General features: G+C 50.3%; 15 protein-coding genes and 1 pseudogene. 13 read left to right on the top strand and 3 right to left on the bottom strand.

Translation table 11 applies throughout. The features are described from left to right. Positions 1-203 precede the first annotated feature (203 nt). The 7 genes from KNV97_RS03345 to KNV97_RS03320 are packed head-to-tail and all read left to right on the top strand — an operon-like array spanning position 204 to position 6,597. Positions 204-821 carry a thermostable hemolysin gene (locus KNV97_RS03345; protein ID WP_218561513.1) on the top strand — a complete coding sequence of 206 codons (618 nt, stop codon included), beginning with the start codon at positions 204-206 and terminating at the stop codon, positions 819-821. After that, complete coding sequence (locus KNV97_RS03340) at positions 818-2,326, top strand: AMP-binding protein (RefSeq protein WP_256611350.1); 1,509 nt, start codon at positions 818-820, stop codon at positions 2,324-2,326. The genes KNV97_RS03345 and KNV97_RS03340 overlap by 4 nt, the downstream gene beginning before the upstream one ends. 54 nt (positions 2,327-2,380) lie before the next feature. Next, positions 2,381-3,064, top strand: coding sequence for a TenA family transcriptional regulator (locus KNV97_RS21895; RefSeq protein WP_256611347.1), 684 nt, complete (start codon positions 2,381-2,383; stop codon positions 3,062-3,064). Positions 3,065-3,074: 10 nt separating this feature from the next. Continuing rightward, positions 3,075-3,881 carry an SDR family oxidoreductase gene (locus KNV97_RS03335; RefSeq protein ID WP_136483842.1) on the top strand — a complete coding sequence of 269 codons (807 nt, stop codon included), beginning with the start codon at positions 3,075-3,077 and terminating at the stop codon, positions 3,879-3,881. A 13-nt stretch (positions 3,882-3,894) separates the two neighbouring features. Next, on the top strand, positions 3,895-4,533 hold the full coding sequence (locus KNV97_RS03330) for a tetratricopeptide repeat protein (RefSeq protein ID WP_218561512.1): 639 nt from the start codon (positions 3,895-3,897) through the stop codon (positions 4,531-4,533). Next, on the top strand, positions 4,533-5,189 hold the full coding sequence (locus KNV97_RS03325) for a response regulator (protein WP_136483844.1): 657 nt from the start codon (positions 4,533-4,535) through the stop codon (positions 5,187-5,189). Before KNV97_RS03330 ends, KNV97_RS03325 begins: the two co-directional genes overlap by 1 nt. Then, a complete protein-coding gene (locus tag KNV97_RS03320; protein ID WP_136483845.1) occupies positions 5,179-6,597 on the top strand; it encodes an ATP-binding protein in 1,419 nt (472 codons plus the stop codon). The genes KNV97_RS03325 and KNV97_RS03320 overlap by 11 nt, the downstream gene beginning before the upstream one ends. Before the next feature lie 373 nt (positions 6,598-6,970). On the opposite strand, the gene KNV97_RS03315 is transcribed toward KNV97_RS03320, so the two are convergent. Together KNV97_RS03315 and KNV97_RS03310 are read right to left on the bottom strand one after the other, a co-directional pair. Continuing rightward, positions 6,971-7,945: a LysR family transcriptional regulator gene (locus KNV97_RS03315; RefSeq protein ID WP_218561511.1), complete on the bottom strand. Its 975-nt coding sequence runs from the start codon at positions 7,943-7,945 to the stop codon at positions 6,971-6,973. Between the two features lie 101 nt (positions 7,946-8,046). Beyond that, a complete protein-coding gene (locus tag KNV97_RS03310) occupies positions 8,047-10,032 on the bottom strand; it encodes an acetoacetate--CoA ligase (RefSeq protein WP_136483847.1) in 1,986 nt (661 codons plus the stop codon). Between the two features lie 227 nt (positions 10,033-10,259). Between KNV97_RS03310 and phhA the strand changes: the two are divergent. From phhA to KNV97_RS03280, 6 genes and pseudogenes are all read left to right on the top strand, one after another. Next, positions 10,260-11,053, top strand: a pseudogene (gene phhA, locus KNV97_RS03305) (phenylalanine 4-monooxygenase). Further along, positions 11,046-11,375: a 4a-hydroxytetrahydrobiopterin dehydratase gene (locus KNV97_RS03300; protein WP_136483848.1), complete on the top strand. Its 330-nt coding sequence runs from the start codon at positions 11,046-11,048 to the stop codon at positions 11,373-11,375. Before phhA ends, KNV97_RS03300 begins: the two are co-directional and overlap by 8 nt. Before the next feature lie 674 nt (positions 11,376-12,049). Continuing rightward, the gene (gene ectA / locus KNV97_RS03295) at positions 12,050-12,598 is read left to right on the top strand and encodes a diaminobutyrate acetyltransferase (protein WP_218561510.1); all 549 of its coding nucleotides are present in this window, start codon (positions 12,050-12,052) and stop codon (positions 12,596-12,598) included. A 17-nt stretch (positions 12,599-12,615) separates the two neighbouring features. After that, positions 12,616-13,881: a diaminobutyrate--2-oxoglutarate transaminase gene (gene ectB / locus KNV97_RS03290; protein WP_136483850.1), complete on the top strand. Its 1,266-nt coding sequence runs from the start codon at positions 12,616-12,618 to the stop codon at positions 13,879-13,881. 9 nt (positions 13,882-13,890) lie between these two features. After that, positions 13,891-14,283 carry an ectoine synthase gene (locus tag KNV97_RS03285; protein WP_136483851.1) on the top strand — a complete coding sequence of 131 codons (393 nt, stop codon included), beginning with the start codon at positions 13,891-13,893 and terminating at the stop codon, positions 14,281-14,283. 127 nt (positions 14,284-14,410) lie between these two features. Further along, positions 14,411-15,841: an aspartate kinase gene (locus tag KNV97_RS03280; protein ID WP_136483852.1), complete on the top strand. Its 1,431-nt coding sequence runs from the start codon at positions 14,411-14,413 to the stop codon at positions 15,839-15,841. Between the two features lie 194 nt (positions 15,842-16,035). On the opposite strand, the gene KNV97_RS03275 is transcribed toward KNV97_RS03280, so the two are convergent. Continuing rightward, complete coding sequence (locus KNV97_RS03275) at positions 16,036-17,376, bottom strand: aminotransferase-like domain-containing protein (protein ID WP_218561509.1); 1,341 nt, start codon at positions 17,374-17,376, stop codon at positions 16,036-16,038. Positions 17,377-17,559 lie beyond the last annotated feature (183 nt).

The raw sequence follows: 17,559 nt of genomic DNA, 5'->3' as shown, positions 1-17,559 counted from the left end.
AAACCGCAGCCGTCAGTTGCGGTTTTTTATTGCCAGTCGGTTATTTCTCTCTTCTTTTGTAGTATTTACTCAAATTTATTTTATTACTTTTCAAATGATTACATCTTCCTCTTGCTTTTCTTAAGAAAAATGTGTGTTTCTTAAGTTTTCCTTAAGCTTGTGTTTTTAAGCTCTTTAGGTAAGTCACCAAAGAGGGCTTTTGAATGAAAGATTTTTTTCAGGATCATCCACTGCAACTTGCGATCGTTGATCGTAACCATCCTGATCGCGCACAAGTTGAACACTACATCGCTCAGCGTTATTCGCTGGCGTTTGATGCCCGGCTTGACACTTTTATGCCGACGTTTATGGCACTGATGGATAACAACCAGATTAAATCCTTATGCGGCTACCGTGTCGCCGGTGATGAACCGCTGTTTCTGGAGCAATATCTGGACCAGCAAGCGGATGTTTTGCTGACGCAGGTATTTGCTAAGCCGGTCGACCGGCATCAGCTGATTGAATTTGGTCAGTTAGCCTCTTTCTCGAAAGGTTTCTCTTCGCTGCACTTTTTACTCATGACTCAGAAACTGGTCGAGCAAGGTTATGAATGGTGTGTATTCACCGCGACCGATCCGCTGTACGCCATGATGTCCAGACTGGGGCTCGACACCGTTATTCTGGCCGAGGCTGACCCGTCCCGTATCCCGGACGCAGAAACGATCTGGGGAAATTATTATCAGTATCAACCTCGTATCGTGGCGGGACATCTGAATGGTGCGCTGCAGCAGCTGCAAGCGCTGTTCGCTGCGCGTCAGCACCGTTTGGGCGGCATTTTATGATGAATCAAATTATTACCACTTTAATTCAGCGTGCGCAGCATACGCCGGATGACACCGCATTGAGCGGTTCTCGGCACGGATTACAGCAGCAGACCCGTCTTAGCTACAGTCAGTTACTGGTGCGGGTTCAGCAGGCAGCGGAGCTATTGCAAGCCTGGTCAGTGAATTGTATTGCGCTGCGAGCGGATAACAGCCTCGATTGGGTGATTGTCGATTTGGCCGCGATGTATGCGCGGATCCCGATTGTTCCGGTGCCGATGTTTTTCAGTGAGGCTCAGGTGGCGCATACCTTACAGCAATCCGGTGCTGACCTCCTGGTCGGAGAGTGGCTTGATAGTCATGGTATCGCCGATGATCGGATTGAAGGTTTCGATGTCTGGCGTTTGCCAAGCGGGTTGCCACAGTGGCTGCCAGACAGCAGTAAGATTACCTTTACTTCCGGTTCTACCGGGCAGCCGAAAGGGGTTTGTCTGGGGCAGAAGCAGTTGATTGAGGTCAGTTGTGCCCTTGCTGCTGCGATTCAGGCGGACGTGCGTTGCGAGACCCATTTGATCATGTTGCCGTTATCGACTCTGCTGGAAAACATCACCGGCGTCTACGTGCCGATCTTGCTTGGCGCCAATTCAGTCGTGCTATCTGGTTCGCAGGTTGGCTTATCCGGCTCAAGCCAGTTTGATGCACGGCAATTCGCCGCGGCTCTGGAGCAATATCAGCCCAACAGTCTGGTGCTGACCCCAGCGCTGCTGATGGCACTGATTCAGGTTGCGACCCTGCAACCAGCCCTGACCCGCAGCCTGACGTTTGTGGCGGTTGGCGGCGCACGAGTGTCCCCGCCATTGTTGCAGCAGGCTCAGGCATGCGGCATTCCGGCTTACGAGGGCTATGGCCTGTCAGAGTGTGGGTCGGTGGTCAGTGTGAATACACCATCGCATTCTAAACCGGGTACAAGCGGCCGTGTGCTGTCTCATGTAGCGGTCAGAATCGCTGACGATGGTGAGGTGCTGGTGCGCGGTAATCTTGCTCTCGGTTATATCGGTGAGCCATTCGGTCATGCGTGGCTGGCAACCGGTGATTTAGGGTCATTAGACCAAGACGGTTTTCTCACCATCAACGGACGCAAGAAAAACCAGATTATTACCGCTTTCGGACGCAATGTGTCGCCGGAATGGATCGAATCGGAAGCGCAAGCCATGCCAGCTTTAATGGGCATGATCGTGGTCGGTGAGGGGCAATACGGACTGACAGCCGTTCTGGATGGTGACATCAGCGATACCATCATCGGCAGTGTTACCAGGCTTAATCAGCACCTGCCTGATTACGCACGCATTACTCGGGTGGTGACTGCACCGGGGTTGAAACACAGGGCAGGGCTGTTTACCAGTAATGGGCGTCCGGTTCGCCAGCGTTTAGAGCAGTGGTTGCATCAACTGGATGAGCAGGAGCCGGGTATCGTTTCCACCGCCGTTATTTATCCAGGTTCACGTAATTTATCCAAGTTTACATAGTTTATCCAGGTTCACATAGTTCGTCCGGCGATATCAATTCACGAGGAATCCAATATGACTGCATTTTTTGACCGACTAAAACAAGAAACGTCCGCAGCCCAGCAGGCGATGCTTCAGGCGCCGATTTTTGCCCAGTGCGCACGAGGCGAAATTGATCGTGCCACTTATCTCGCATTTCTGACCCAGGCTTTTCACCATGTAAAGCACACTGTACCGCTGTTGATGGCCTGCGGCGGCCGGTTGCCTGAAAAGTATGAATGGCTGCGTCAGGCGATTGGTGAATACATTGAGGAAGAAAAGGGACACCACGAATGGATTCTCAATGATATCAATGCTTGCGGTGGCGATGCGGCGGCGGTGCGTGCCAATCGGGATGCAGGGCGTGTGGGTGTGTCGGTTGAACTGATGGTTGCCTACCTCTATCACCAGATTGATCGCGCCAATCCGATGGCTTTCTTTGGCATGGTCTGGGTGTTGGAAGGCACCAGTGTCGGGGTCGGTGGTCAGGTTGCGGCTTTGATCAAACAAACGCTGAATCTGCCGGAGCAGGCGATGACGTATCTGACTTCGCACAGCACGCTTGATCAGGAGCATATCCAATTGTTTGAGAGCTTGATGAATCGTATCACGGATCCTGTTGATCAACAGGCGATTATAGATTCCGCCAACATGGTCTTTGGTTTGTACGGCGGTATGTTGCGCCAGCTGACCACAGACCAGTTGCAGGATGTGGCGTAAGGGAATTAGCATGAATTTGCAGGATAAACAGGTATTACTGACCGGGGCGTCGGGTGGTATCGGAGAAAAAATGGCGTTGGCTCTGGAGGCGAAAGGTGCGTCATTGATTCTGGTCGCCCGTAATCGCAATAAACTGGAAGCGTTGAAAAATAGTCTGAATTATCCTCAACGTCACCAGGTACTGTGCGTTGATTTCAATCAGTCCGATGGCATTGAAATCTTGGATGAGTTTTGCCTGGCACAGGTCAAAAAGCGCCGTATCGATGTGTTGATTAATAACGCCGGCAATAATCAATTCAGCTTTCTGGCCCAGCGTTCCGCCCAGTCGCTGCAGCAAGAAATGCATCTTAATCTGATGACCCCGATTCTAACCAGTCAGGCGGCTCTGGGCTGGTTACAGCGTCCGGGTATTATCCTCAATATCGGTTCTACCTTCGGGTCGATCGGTTTTCCTGGTTACACCAGTTACTGCGCGGCCAAAGCCGGTGTGCAGCGCTTTAGCGAAGCGCTCGATCGAGAGTTGGATGGCGCTGGAATCCGGGTGCTGTATCTGGCTCCCAGAGCGACAGCCACCCCCCTCAATGACGACCGTGTTACTGAGATGAACCGTCGCCTCGGCAACCACAGTGACGCCCCTGAGGTGGTCGCACAGCATGTGGTGACAATTTTGGAAAAAGAGCGGGCCGCGATGTGGATTGGCTGGCCGGAAAAACTGTTCGCGCGCGTTAATCAACTGCTGCCCAAGCTGGTCAGTAACTCGATTCGCAAGCAACAGGACACGATTCACCACTACATCAACCAGGCGACATCTAAATAACGAGGGCGCGATTATGAAATGTATCACAACCATTGCTGTGGCCACTCTGACTCTTGGCATGATAAGCAGCGCAGCTGCTGCAGGAGCGGACCCGTTACAGACGATTCAGAAAAAATGGGCGGTGTGTCAGTATCAGTCAAAAGATAATGATCATCAGGTGTATTGCCTGGAAAATCTGATCAAAAGGAACGAAGAGGCCCTGCAACAGCAGCCCAACCGGGCCGAACTGAAAGTGTGGCTGGCGATAAACAAAGCTTCTCTGGCAGGTGCTGACGGCGGTTTGGGCGCCTTGTCCTTGGTCAAAGAAGCGAAAGTGTTACTGGAACAAGTGATTGACCAGGCACCAGAAACGTTAGATGGCTCCGCGTATACCAGTTTAGGTTCGCTATACTATCAGGTGCCGGGCTGGCCAATTGGCTTTGGGGATGACGATATGGCTGAGACCATGTTGCTTAAAGCACTGCAAATCAATCCGGATGGTATCGACTCCAACTACTTTTATGGCGACTTCCTGGCGGAGGAAGGACGTAAAGATGAAGCGATTCAATACCTGACTAAAGCTCAGCAGGCTAAGCCGCGGCCAGAGCGTCCGTTGGCGGATGAGGGGCGGCAGCAAGAAATAGCCAAGAAACTCGGAGAACTTAAACGATAATGCGTTTGCTGCTGGTTGAAGATGATATATTGCTGGGACGTTCCATGGTGACTTCATTGAGTCGCCATGGTTTTACGGTCGATTGGGTTGAACGAGGCGCTGGCGTTGATGTGGCGCTAAAGACCGAGCAGTTCGCTGCGGTGGTATTGGATTTGACCCTGCCGGATATTGATGGCCTGGTGGTGTTGAAAAATATTCGTCGCGCTGGTTACACCCTGCCGGTTTTGATTCTGACCGCGCGGGATGATATCGAAGATCGCGTCAAAGGGTTGGATGGCGGGGCGGATGATTACCTGATCAAACCGTTTGCGCTGGAAGAGCTTATGGCCCGGTTGCGGGTGCTGATTCGGCGCCAGTCAGGCTTTTGTGATACCCGGATTGATGTCGGTGAGCTGTCCTTGTCCTTGTCTGAGCAAGCGGTGGATTATCAGGGAGAGCGTCTCAAACTGACCAATAATGAATTTAAATTATTGGCAGCGCTGATCACTCATGCGGGGCGGGTGATGAGCAAAGAGCAATTACAGCAGTCACTGCATGGCTGGGATGAAGGCAGCAGTGATAATGCGATTGAGGTCCATATTCATAATTTGCGTAAAAAAGTCTCTAATGACGTGATCAAAAATATTCGTGGTGTGGGGTATATCATTGAAAAATAGTGGTCAGAAAGAGTTTTCGATTAAAAAGCGCCTGACGATTACCGTTGTCGTCTTGTCATCGGTGTTGATCCTGATCTCTCTGTTTTTCAGTTTTATGGCATCGCAACACGAAATTGAAGAAGTGTACGATGCGCGTCTTGGCCAATCTGCCAAATTGCTGTTACTTGGTATTCCCCTGGAAGAACAGGGGCTTGAGGCGACTAAAGCCAGACAAATGCTCAATACGTGGATGGAGCGTATTTCCGCCCAGGCTAAGGATGACGATGATGCGACCGCGTTTGGTCATCCTTATGAGCGCAATATTCTGGTTCAGTTTTATCTCAATGGCCAGTTAACCTGGAGCTCAATTCCCGAAATCACCACCACGCCGCATGATCCCCGTTATGCCGGTTTTGGCTATATGACGATTAAGCATCAATCCTGGCGCTATTTTCAGTTGCCTCTGCCTAATGATTATCACACACGTCCCGAATATGTGATTGTCGCCGAAAAACAGTCGATTCGCGATGAGATGGTGCATGAACTGGCGTTATCGACCGCTTTGCCTCAGCTGATAATGATCCCTTGTCTTGCCCTGGTGATGACGTTATTGATTGGTAAACACTTTGAACCGATCACAGAGCTGAGACGGGCGATTGCCCAGCGTAACGTCAATAAGCTCGACACCATTTTTGTTGCCAACCCGACTCAGGAGCTTTCCCCTCTGGTCGCGGCGCTGAACGCATTACTGGAGGAGCTGGAACAGGCCTGGATGCGTGAACGCCGCTTTACCCGCATGGCTGCCCATGAATTGAAGACGCCACTGACGGTGTTAAGGCTCAACGCGGAAAATGCCCTGCTGAGCCAGAACGAAGAGCAGTTGAAATCTGATCTGAACAATATATTGCGCGGCATTGAACGGACTGACCGTTTGATCCAGCAACTGCTGCTACTGGCTAAAGTGGAAAGTATCCATGATCTTAAGTTTGCCAGCCTCAACCTGAAACGGTTGGCACAAAATGTCACGGCGGAATTAGTGCCTCTGGCGCTGCGTAACGGACAGGAATTGTCACTGGAAGGCGATGATATTTTTGTACTGGGTGATGAGCCGCTGCTGCGTATTTTAGTCACTAATCTGGTCGATAACGCGATCCGCTACTCGGGTCAGGGCAGCCAGATCTGTATCAGGGTCAATGAAGATGCCGGCAGTGCCAATCTTTGGGTCAGTGACAGCGGTCCTGCCATTAGTGATGAAACCAGAGAAAAACTGTTTGAAAATTTCTATCGCGCTAATACCGAAAAAGGTGACGGAGCAGGTTTGGGGATGTCCATTACACGTGATATTGCGCGCTTACATCGTGGTGATGTGGCTTTGCTTGAGCGACAAAATGAACACAATACTTTCTGGGTGAACCTGCCTAAAGCCTAGTGCGCCAATCGCTTATTGATAAATTTCCAAATGGTAAATTGAGTATTTACGTAATTTCACTGTCGGAAATCGCGATCTCGCCATACACTTTAGTCATGTAATCGGTTACGGCGCTCGTTCCTGCAAGATTACACAAACAAAATCTGTTTATTGACTAACAACTCATGGCTAGGGTTTTAAAAAATAGAATCAAGAACAGAACAAAAGAGGTCAGCGCAAGCTGACCTCTTTTACTTTGTAATTTCTACGTTACTTTCTGATTGCTACATTTTTACTGCCGGCATAACTTGCAGGCGCTTGTTCGTTGCCGCGCCTGTTATTTACGGCAACTAACGGCTAATGATCACGCAACAATCAATGGCCAAGTGACCTATCAAACCATACCTTCTTCTGACGAGGCAGGTTGGCGTTCACCGCCCGGAGTGACACAGTCACAATGGCCTTGGGTTAAGCGCTGACACAGCCATTTCATCGCCTGATCGTTCATGCTTGGTTTATTCCATACCAGGCTGTAGGCCACGGTACCGTAATCGAATGGCAACGATTTACACACTAATCCCTTGGCCTGTTTCGCATGCTCTGCCCAATGGCGCGAGCAGGTAAATAACAGGTCCGTGTGGTGGCACATAATGGCTGCGGCGCCGAAGTCGGATGTGGTCAGTTTGATGTGTCGCGAGCGGTGATTTTGCGCGAGTGCTTTTTCAAAAAATGGTTCACTGAGCTCTTTGTCCAGAATGGACACATGCTGGCATGACAGATAATTTTCTATCGTCATTTCCTGCTCTGCGAGCGGATGGGAGGGATTCATCAGGCACACCATTTCATCACCGGTGATCACCTGCCACACTAAATCTTTCGCATGAGTCGGGGGTTGACTGATGTCATGAGGCAAAATCATAAAGTCTATTACGCCACGTTGCAGCGATTCGAATCCGTGATGCTCTTTGGAGTGAATGGTCAGCGATAATTCCGGGGAACACTCATCAATGATGTTGGCGATGTCTGCGGCAAACAGCTCCAGAGTACTTTCACGCATGGCGAGGTGATAGTGACCGCTGTATTGGGTTGGTTCAAAATTGGCCTGGTGCAATATTCCGTTCATACTGGAGAGAATACTGTGAACGGCAGGTCCCATCTGGATGGCGCAGGGGGTTGGAATTAGCTGATTCCCGTCGCGATAAAACAGATCATCATCGAGAAGCGCACGTAACTGAGCGAGAATTTTACTGATGCTGGACGGGCTGACACACAGCCTGGCAGCAGTCTGAGTCACGCTGCGTGTACTAAGCATGACGTGCAGTGCCGTAAGGTGTTTTAAGCTGAATCTCGATAGGTGAATATAATCCATAACACTAGAAAGCCATTCATCAATGACGCAAGCATATCATTATTAAGGAAAAATAGTGTAATGAATTATTTTCACTGCGCAGCGGGCGACGTGACATTCCTTCATTCCCGTTGTCTGCCAAGCGATTGGCGGATTTCTTCCAGTACCTGCGGGTTGGCCAGTGCGCCGATATTTTTGACCGCTTCGCCGTGCAAAGTTTGTTTTACCGCCAATTCGACCAGTTTACCGGAGCGGGTGCGTGGCACTTCGCTGATCGCATAAATAAACGCGGGTACATGGCGTGGCGAGCAGCGCTGCTTCAGGATGTGACGTATTTTCTCTTGCAGGTTGTTATCGAGCTGATGGGGTGCTTGCAACTGGACAAACAGCACGATTTCTTCACGATCTCCTTGGTTGTAGCCAACAGCAACCGAATCGACGATCTCAGGTATTTGATTGATCTGCTGGTAGATTTCTGCCGTGCCAATCCGCACGCCTCCTGGATTAAGGGTAGCATCGCTGCGACCGTAAAAACGGTAACCGGCTTGAGCTGTTTGTGCAATTTCATCGCCGTGGTGCCAGACGCCAGCAAATTTATCCCAGTATGCATGGTGATAAGCTTCACCATTATCGTGCCAGAATCCAATCGGTTGATTGGGAAAACTGTTGCGGCACACCAACTCGCCGCGCTGTTCAATAATGGCTTCCCCCTGCTCGTTGAACACAGCAATGTCCATGCCTAATCCAGCTCCCTGGCACTCGCCGCGATATACCGGTGAAATCGGATTGCCAAGCACAAAACAGCCGCAGATATCGGTTCCGCCGGAAATAGATGCCAAGTGTAAATCGGCCTTAATTTGTGAGTAGACGAAATCAAATTGCTCCGGATAGAGTACTGAGCCGGTTGAACAGAGCGTTTTCAATGCGCCGAGGTTAACGTAGCCACAGGGAGAAAATCCGCTTTTCTCTAGGGTGGCAAGATAACTGGCAGAGGTGCCGAAGAGTGTCATATCGCTCTCTTGCGCCAGTTCCCATAATACGCTGGGTTGCGGGTAGAGTGGGCTGCCATCATAGATGACCAGTGTCGCCCCGCTGGCCAGAGCAGATACGTGCCAGTTCCACATCATCCAGCCGCAGGTGGTGTAGTAAAATACCCGGTCACCGGGTTGAATATCACAATGGAGTTGGTGCTCCTTGAGGTGGTTGAGCATGGTGCCGCCCACGGAATGGGTGATGCACTTCGGCTGGCCGGTAGTACCGGACGAGTAGAGAACAAACAGTGGCTCATTGAAACCGACCCGCTCGAATTCGAGCCCGCGCGGCAGATAACTGGCAAGAATCGCCTGCCAGTCGGAAAATGTGTCGTTGAAGACCGGGGTGTCGTCGCGTTGCTGCAGATATTCTATCTGGCAGGTATTCTGGATTGAGCTGATGGTGTTGACGATCTGTGCGTTGCGCTCTTCCATGCGGTGAGTTTTACCGCCAAAAGTATAGCCATTGCAGCAGAACAGGATTTTGGGTTGCACCTGACCAAAACGTTCAACCACGCTGTCGACACCGAAATCAGGTGAGGTTGAGGTCCATATCGCCCCCAGGCTGGTGGTCGCGAGCATGGCAATGACCGACTCCGGTATATAAGGCAGATAGCCCGCCACCACATCACCGCGGCCGACCCCATTTTGTTTCAGCCACTGCTGGACAATCGAAACCTGATCGCACAACTTTTGCCAGCTTAACTTGCGGCTTTGGCCATTTTCATTTTTGAACCACAATGCTACGTCGTTTGGGCTCTGATAGGCATAAGAGAGCAGATTCTCAGCATAGTTGAGCTGCGCCTGTGGAAACCAGATGGTATCCCGGGCGCGTACCAGTTCCTGCCAGCGAGGCATTCCTTCACCATAGACACAATTGCCCCGGTAGCCAATTACGTCGCAGAACTGCCATACTTCCATCCAGAACTTATTTTTGCTGAATACTGACCATTTGTGCAGTTGCTGATAATCCTCAAACGCTTCGCCCTGCATATTAATGTGACGCAGGAATTGCGCCAGATTGGAGGCGGCAACTCTTTGCTCGCTTGGGATCCACAATGGTGTCGGGTTCGGCATAATGTCCTCGTCTGGCGCAATAATTATTCTTTAATGCAACAAGTTTTGACCATATCTGGCTAAAGTCAAACCTGAATGTCAGGATCAGATGGCTGATATTTAAGTAAAAAAATATCAATGTAAAATAAATGTTACGCAGAATGGCAGTGGGGAATAATTGGCCGCGATTGGCGCCAACCAATGAAGGCGATAGGCTTAATGTAACGCAATTGTTAAGGAGAGGAATGATGACACATTATCATTCCAAGCCAGTGAATCACAAAGGGTTGGTGCAATGGAGCGAGCAGGAAGATGCGATATGGCATGATCTGGTTGCCCGTCAGCAATCAGTGATTCATCCCCGCGCTTGTCAGGCTTACCTCGACGGGCTGAGTATGCTGGACTTACCGCTCGACCGGGTTCCGCAACTGCCGGAAATTAACCGGATTCTGCAACGTGAAACTGGCTGGCGGGTTGCGCCAGTTCCCGCATTGATTCCGTTTGATCGTTTTTTTTTGCCCTACTGGCGGAAAAGCAATTTCCGGTTGCCACGTTTTTACGTAGTCGGGAAGAGTTTGACTATCTGCAAGAGCCGGATTTTTTCCATGAAATTTTTGGTCACTGTGCGATGCTGACGCATCCTGATTTTGCTGCTTTTACCCACAAATATGGTCAGCTTGGGCGTGAGGCATCCGCCAAGCAACGTGGTTTTCTGGCGCGGCTCTACTGGTTTACGGTCGAGTTTGGACTGGTACGGGAAGGTGATCTGACCAAGATCTACGGTGGAGGGATCCTGTCGTCTCCGGGAGAGACGATCTATTCACTGGGCAGTGACACTCCTATGCGCGCCGAGTTTGACTTGCAGCGGGTGCTCAGAACACCATATCGAATAGACATTATGCAGCCAATATATTTTGTGTTGGATGATATTCGTCAGCTCTATCAACTGAGTAAAATGAATTTAATGAGCCACGTTGAACAAGCGATGCAGGCAGGTCTTCTGCCGCCGCTATTTACGCCAAAGGAAGAAAACCATGCTTGAAGAACTACGCTGTGAGGCGTGCGGTGCAGATGCCATCGCGTTAAACGCTGCCGAGCAGCAAACATTATTACGTGAGTTGGATGATTGGTCGCTGATGCTGCGGGCTGGTATTCCACAGCTGGAAAAAATCTATCGATTTAAAAATTTTAAGCAAGCCTGGGCGTTTGCTGACCAAATCGCGCAACTGGCTGAAGAGCAGTTTCATCATCCGGCCATTTTGCTGGAGTGGGGTCAGGTCACGGTGACCTGGTGGAGTCATTCGATCAAAGGACTGCACAAAAACGATTTTATCTGTGCCGCGAAATGTGATGCTTTGGTGTGAGGTGATGCTTAAGTTCGAAGTGATGCTTAAGTTTGAGGCCAGGTTTTCATGTGTGAAAGGAGATGTGTTCGCTCACTGACGGGCATCTGGCCGCCTGAAGATTTCAGTCAGCTCTGTCTGTGACTGGGATTACACTGTGAGAACATTCCACCGTTAAGAACGTATTACACCGGGTGGATCGTATTTCGCAGATAAAAAAGAGCCAATCGTAATCATCACGATTGGCTTGATATAAGTTGTGAACAAAAAGTATTCACTAACAACGTCAGTTGGCTAGGTGACCCTCGGCTTAATAAGGGTCATTTCTAATAATGCAGTATATGTGCCAAGTTTTATACCCCCGATTTTACGCTAAATCTCACCTTTTTTCCCCTTTTTCTACTCATTCTGTTGCATTATGCGAATGCAAAATGCGAAACAAAAACAATTTTGCTAGTGACCCTTGTGTTAGTAATGAGATTGAAATTGTTTTGTTATCGCTCTGTCATTTTGTTTACACATCTAAATAAATAACTTCGTTTTAGGGGTAATTTAAATAATTTTATACTTTTCAAAATCAATAAGTTACGTACTAATTTGTTATTGTTGGGTAATATTGAGGGTTGAAATAATCATTTGAGCTGTTAGTTTATAAAAGGAATTTGTTTAGAGCACTAACTGATATGTGGCAGACAATGATTACAGCAGCACCTTGGGTCGCATACCCTGAAATTATGCACAACACTCAGGATGAGTGGGCGTTTCGATCACCGAGTCGAACTGACGGAAAACGCGTTCACGAGTTGATCGCGCAATGTTCGCCTCTGGATGAGAACTCCGCTTACTGTAACTTCCTGCAATCGACACATTTCCGCAGTACCTGTGTGGTAGCGGAACGCAATGGGGATTTGGTAGGATTCGTCTCAGCCTATCGCAAGCCGGACAAACCAGAAGAATTATTCATCTGGCAAGTCGCAGTGCATCAGGATGCGCGCGGAAAGGGTCTTGCTTTCCATATGCTGACCGAACTGTTGACCCGCGATGATCTTGCTGACGTTACGGTCATCGAAACGACAATCACCCGAGATAACCAAGGCTCCTGGAGTTTGTTCAAAAAACTGGATAAAGCCAACGGCGAACGCGGTGAAGTGTCAACTTTTCTCGATCAGACTCGCCATTTCGACGGCGAGCACGATACAGAATACTTGTATCGTATTCCCCTAAATTCTCGAACCAACCGATAAGGATAAATCCCATCGTTATGGATATCTTTAAAAAGAAAGAATCAAACGTTCAATCTTATGCCAACAATTTTCCCGTCGTGTTTTCGACGGCGAAAGGCAGTTGGCTGTATACCAAAGATGGCGATGCTTACCTCGATTTTCTGGCGGGCGCAGGCTCGCTGAACTATGGCCATAACAACGCTATCTTCAAGCAGGCGTTGCTCGAGTACATCGACAAAGATGGTATTACTCACGGCCTGGACATGCACTCTGAAGCGAAAGCGGAATTTCTGCATGCTCTGCAAACTTACATCTTTGCCCCGCGCGAGCTGGACTACAAAGTGCAGTTTACCGGCCCGACCGGCACCAATGCGGTGGAAGCCGCGATGAAACTGGCGCGTAAAGTGACTGGACGCTCGAATATTGTTGCGTTTACTAACGGTTTCCACGGCTGCTCTTACGGCGCTTTGGCCGCAACCGGTAATCAGCATCATCGTGGTGGCGCCGGCTTAGGTTTATCGGGCGTTACCCGCCTGCCATATGACGGCTATGCTGACATCGATGGTCTGGCTCTGTTTGAAGCCATGCTGGCTGACAACTCGTCTGGCCTGGACAAACCGGCGGCCGTGCTGGTGGAAGCCGTACAGGGGGAAGGTGGCTTGAATGCCGCTTCTGATACGTGGCTGCAACGCCTGAGTAAGATTTGTCAGTCTCATGGTGTATTGGTGATTGTGGATGACATTCAGGCTGGCTGTGGCCGAACCGGTACGTTTTTCAGCTTTGAAACTGCCGGCATTAAACCTGACATTGTGACCCTGTCGAAATCGATTGGTGGTTATGGCCTGCCACTGGCTGTGGTGTTGTTTAAGCCTGAGCTGGATGAGTGGAAGCCCGGTGAACATAACGGCACATTCCGTGGTAATAACCATGCGTTTGTTACCGCCGCGAAAGCACTGGAAACTTACTGGGCCGATGACGAGTTTGAGCAGCACATCAAAGCGCGTGCCGAGCAGGTTAGTGCAACCATTGAGCAAGCTCTGAGCCGTTATCCTGAGCTGTTCACCCGCCGTAAAGGTCGCGGTCTGATGCAGGGCATTGAATGTCAGGACGGCGATATTTCAGACAAAATTGCGCGCGAGTGTTTCCGCCTCGGCATGGTGATTGAGACCGCAGGGCCGCAGGATGAAGTGGTCAAATTCTTCTGTCCGTTGACCATCAGCGAAGCTGAACTGGCACAAGGTCTGAGTATTTTCGACAAGGCGGTGGCCAATGTTGCCCCGCAATTCATTAAACAAGCCTCATAAGGAAGAGTCATGATTGTAAGAACCCTGGAAGAATGTCGCCAAAGTGAACGCCGTATCGTTGCAGAAACGGGCACGTGGGAAAGCGTGCGCATGCTATTGAAAGACGATCAGATGGGCTTCTCTTTTCACATCACGACCATCTATCAAGGTACCGAAACACACATTCATTACAAGAATCACCTCGAATCTGTGTACTGCATGTCCGGCGAAGGTGAGATTGAAGTGGTCGGCGGGGAAACCTATCCGATCAAACCCGGCACGCTCTACGTGCTGGACAAGCACGACGAGCATTACCTGCGCGCCGATAAAGGCGCTGATATGGTGATGGCCTGTGTATTTAACCCGCCGCTGACCGGAGCCGAAGTGCACGACAAAGACGGTGTTTATCCGGTTGCTGACTAAGCACTGAGTGATGTATGCCAGTGGCCGGTGAGAATAACCGGCCACTGACTTTCGCAGTAAAGTCCGCTTATTTTCACTTTGTCTTTACTAATGTCTTATCTAAAAAAACAAACAACCAGGAGACCCCATGTCTTACACCGTAGAAAAGATCGGTGGCACTTCGATGACAGCGTTTGATGCTGTACTTGATAATATTCTGCTTAAACCGAGTGACCCGTATAACCGTGTGTTTGTGGTATCGGCTTATTCGGGAATGACTGATGCGCTGCTGGAGTGTAAGCGCAGCGGTAAACCCGGCATCTACCAGATGGTCGCCAAACGCGACGAAAACTGGCCGGATGCGATGTATGATCTCGAAAAGCGCATGCTGATGATCAATGAAAACCTGTTCGCCGATCCTATCACCCGGATTCGTGCCGACAAGTTTATCCGCTCCCGAATCTCTGAAGCGGTCAACTGCATCAATAACATTCTGGACACCTGTCAGTATGGTCAATTTTCGCTGCGCCACTACCTGCCGCAGGTCCGTGAGTTTCTGTCTTCGATTGGCGAAGCGCATAGTGCGTATAACACCAGTTTAAAACTCAAAACGCTGGGTGTGAATGCGCGTTTTGTCGACCTGTCCGGCTGGAATGAAGAATCACGCGGTAGCCTGGATGAAGTGATTATTCAGGCATTTAATGATGTGGATGTGACGACAGAACTGCCGATCGTGACCGGCTACGCCTACTGCGATGAAGGCCTGATGAAGACCTATGATCGCGGTTACAGTGAAATGACCTTCAGCCGGATCGCCGCGCTGACCAATGCCGATCAGGCGATAATTCACAAAGAATATCACTTAAGCTCTGCTGACCCGCGTGTGGTGGGGCCGGACAAAGTCCGCCCGATGGGGCTGACCAACTTTGATGTCGCTGACCAGCTGGCGAATCTGGGCATGGAAGCTATCCATCCCAATGCGGCAGCTGGTCTGCGTCATCAGGAGATTGAACTACGGGTTAAAAATACCTTTGAGCCGGAGCATCCCGGAACCCTGATCTCCGGTCATCATCAGCCACAGGACAATAAAGTTGAGATTATTGCCGGCCGTAACAAGGTGTTTGCGCTGCACGTGTTTGATCAGAACATGGTGGGACACATTGATAACGTCAGTTATGAACTGATGGAGATCATTGCTGATGCTAAAGTGCATCTGGTCGGAAAAGAGATGAACGCTAACTCGATGACTTATTTCCTTAGCGGCACCAGCGATAATCTGAACAAAGTGTTGTATAAGGCAGAGAAACGCTATCCTAATGCGTCGATCTCCGGGAAAATGGTCGCGTTAATCTCAGCCATCGGCGCACATATCAATACCAACCAGGCGCTGGCGCGCGGTATGCACGCACTGGCGGAAGTGGAGGTCAGCCCGATGGCGGCGCACTCGTCAATGCGTAACGTTAATGTGCAGTTTGTGGTCGAAGACAGCGACTACAACAGCGCGATTTGCGCCCTGCATCATGCGCTGATTGATGAGCAGGCTGCGACAGCCCAAGCTAAAGCAGCCAAAGCGGCGTAGTTGTCTGGCCCGCATCGCCTAGTGGCGGGGGAGTCCAAATCGCGGACTGAAGCAAATTAACAGGTTGAACAAGCCGTCCGGGGAAAACCCGGGCGGCTTTTTTATGCTCGATTGATACCGCGCGCCGCGCTGAAGTGACAGAGCGCGCTTGTGCAAACCGGTGTTTGGTGAATACGCAAGGCGTTTGATTCATGCTAAAAAGGGAACAGGCTGCTGACGTCGGAGTCAATCAGTTGCTTGAGGATCAACAGCCCTTCTTGCAGCTTATCTTCACGGCTGACAGACATCAAAGAGAGGCGGATATGGCTGCTGTCGTCGCCGGACACATCAAAGTAACTGCCGCTGCTGACGATAACCTGCCGGTCTTTGGCCGCCATTACCAGACGGTCGGCACGCCAGTGCGCTGGCAGCGGCAGCCAGACATGGTAGCCGTTAAAGCGCTCTCCTACCTGAGGAAAAATATCGCGCAGCATCGCCTGACGCTCAAGCGCGGTGTCACGTTGCTGCTCTGCAAGACGGAAGGCTTCGCCGTGGTTAATTAAATGCGCTGCTGCCACGTAATTGATCGGTGAAGAGAGCCAGGTGTAGGTGCGAATGTGTGCGTTGAGTGTGTGGATCAGGCTGGCGGGCGCCTTGATAAAACCACAGCGCATCGCGGGGCTGATCGCTTTGGAGAGCGAACTGATATGGACAGCACGCTCGGGAATAAAATTGCTGATCGCCGGGATTGGGTGCGGATTGAGAAAGGCATAGATGTCGTCCTCCACCAGCCAGATGTTCCTCTGTTCAATCACCCGGGCAATCTCACGCCGGCGCTGCTCCGGCATGGTCACACCGGTCGGGTTTTGGTGTGAGGGGACAACGATAGCCAGGCTGACCTTGTGCTCGGCAATGATTCTGTCCAGTTGCTGCGGGATCACACCTTCGTGATCCATCGGCAGGCTGACCACGTGCCGACCGGACAGGTTGGCGGCAGTCATGATTCCCGGGTAGGTGAGTTCTTCAACTGCAATGGTGTCACCTGGTTTCGTCAGGGTGTTGATCAGCAGGAACAACGCGTGCTGCGCGCCGTTGGTCAATACCGTATTTTCCTGGTGACCGCCCTCAAGGCCATAATGTCTGGCCCATTCCACACCGGCCTGACGATGTGCAGCATGACCGGAATGTTCGGTATAGCCAATCAGATCGGCGGTCAATTGAGCCGCGGCGTGCTGATAGGCGTGTTGCAGAGGCTGAACATTCTTATATAAGCAGGGCTGCAGAATAGAGAAGTTGTATTCATGCTCATCGTCCGGAGCCTGAATGACCTGATTCAATTCCGACTGGCGGCTGACATAGGTGCCCCGGCCGACGAATGATTCAAGGCGTCCTTTATCAGCCAGTAATTTATAGGCTTTCGCGACCGTAGCCGGTGTGGTGTTCAGTTCTTCTGACAAGGCGCGATGAGTAGGCAGCTTAGTATTGAGTGCATAAATACCTTGCTCGATCCGCTGTTCAATGATCTGGGCTATGTTATGGAATTTTGTATCACTCACCTGGCTCTCCTCACTCAATATTCGCCTCATTATAAACCATGACTTAACTTAATGTGACTTGGTATTTTCCAACTAATTTAATTTTTTAAATTGACATATGTTAATGTGAGGTTTAAGTTAGTTCAAAAGTCAGTGTATCAGTGGTTTGGATTGTCGTTATCGTTGGTATTTTACGATAAATAT

This window comes from Vibrio ostreae, from assembly GCF_019226825.1.
Classification (GTDB): domain Bacteria; phylum Pseudomonadota; class Gammaproteobacteria; order Enterobacterales; family Vibrionaceae; genus Vibrio; species Vibrio ostreae.
Note: the sequence above shows the minus strand (reverse complement) of the source record. Positions and strands in the feature narration are given on the sequence as shown.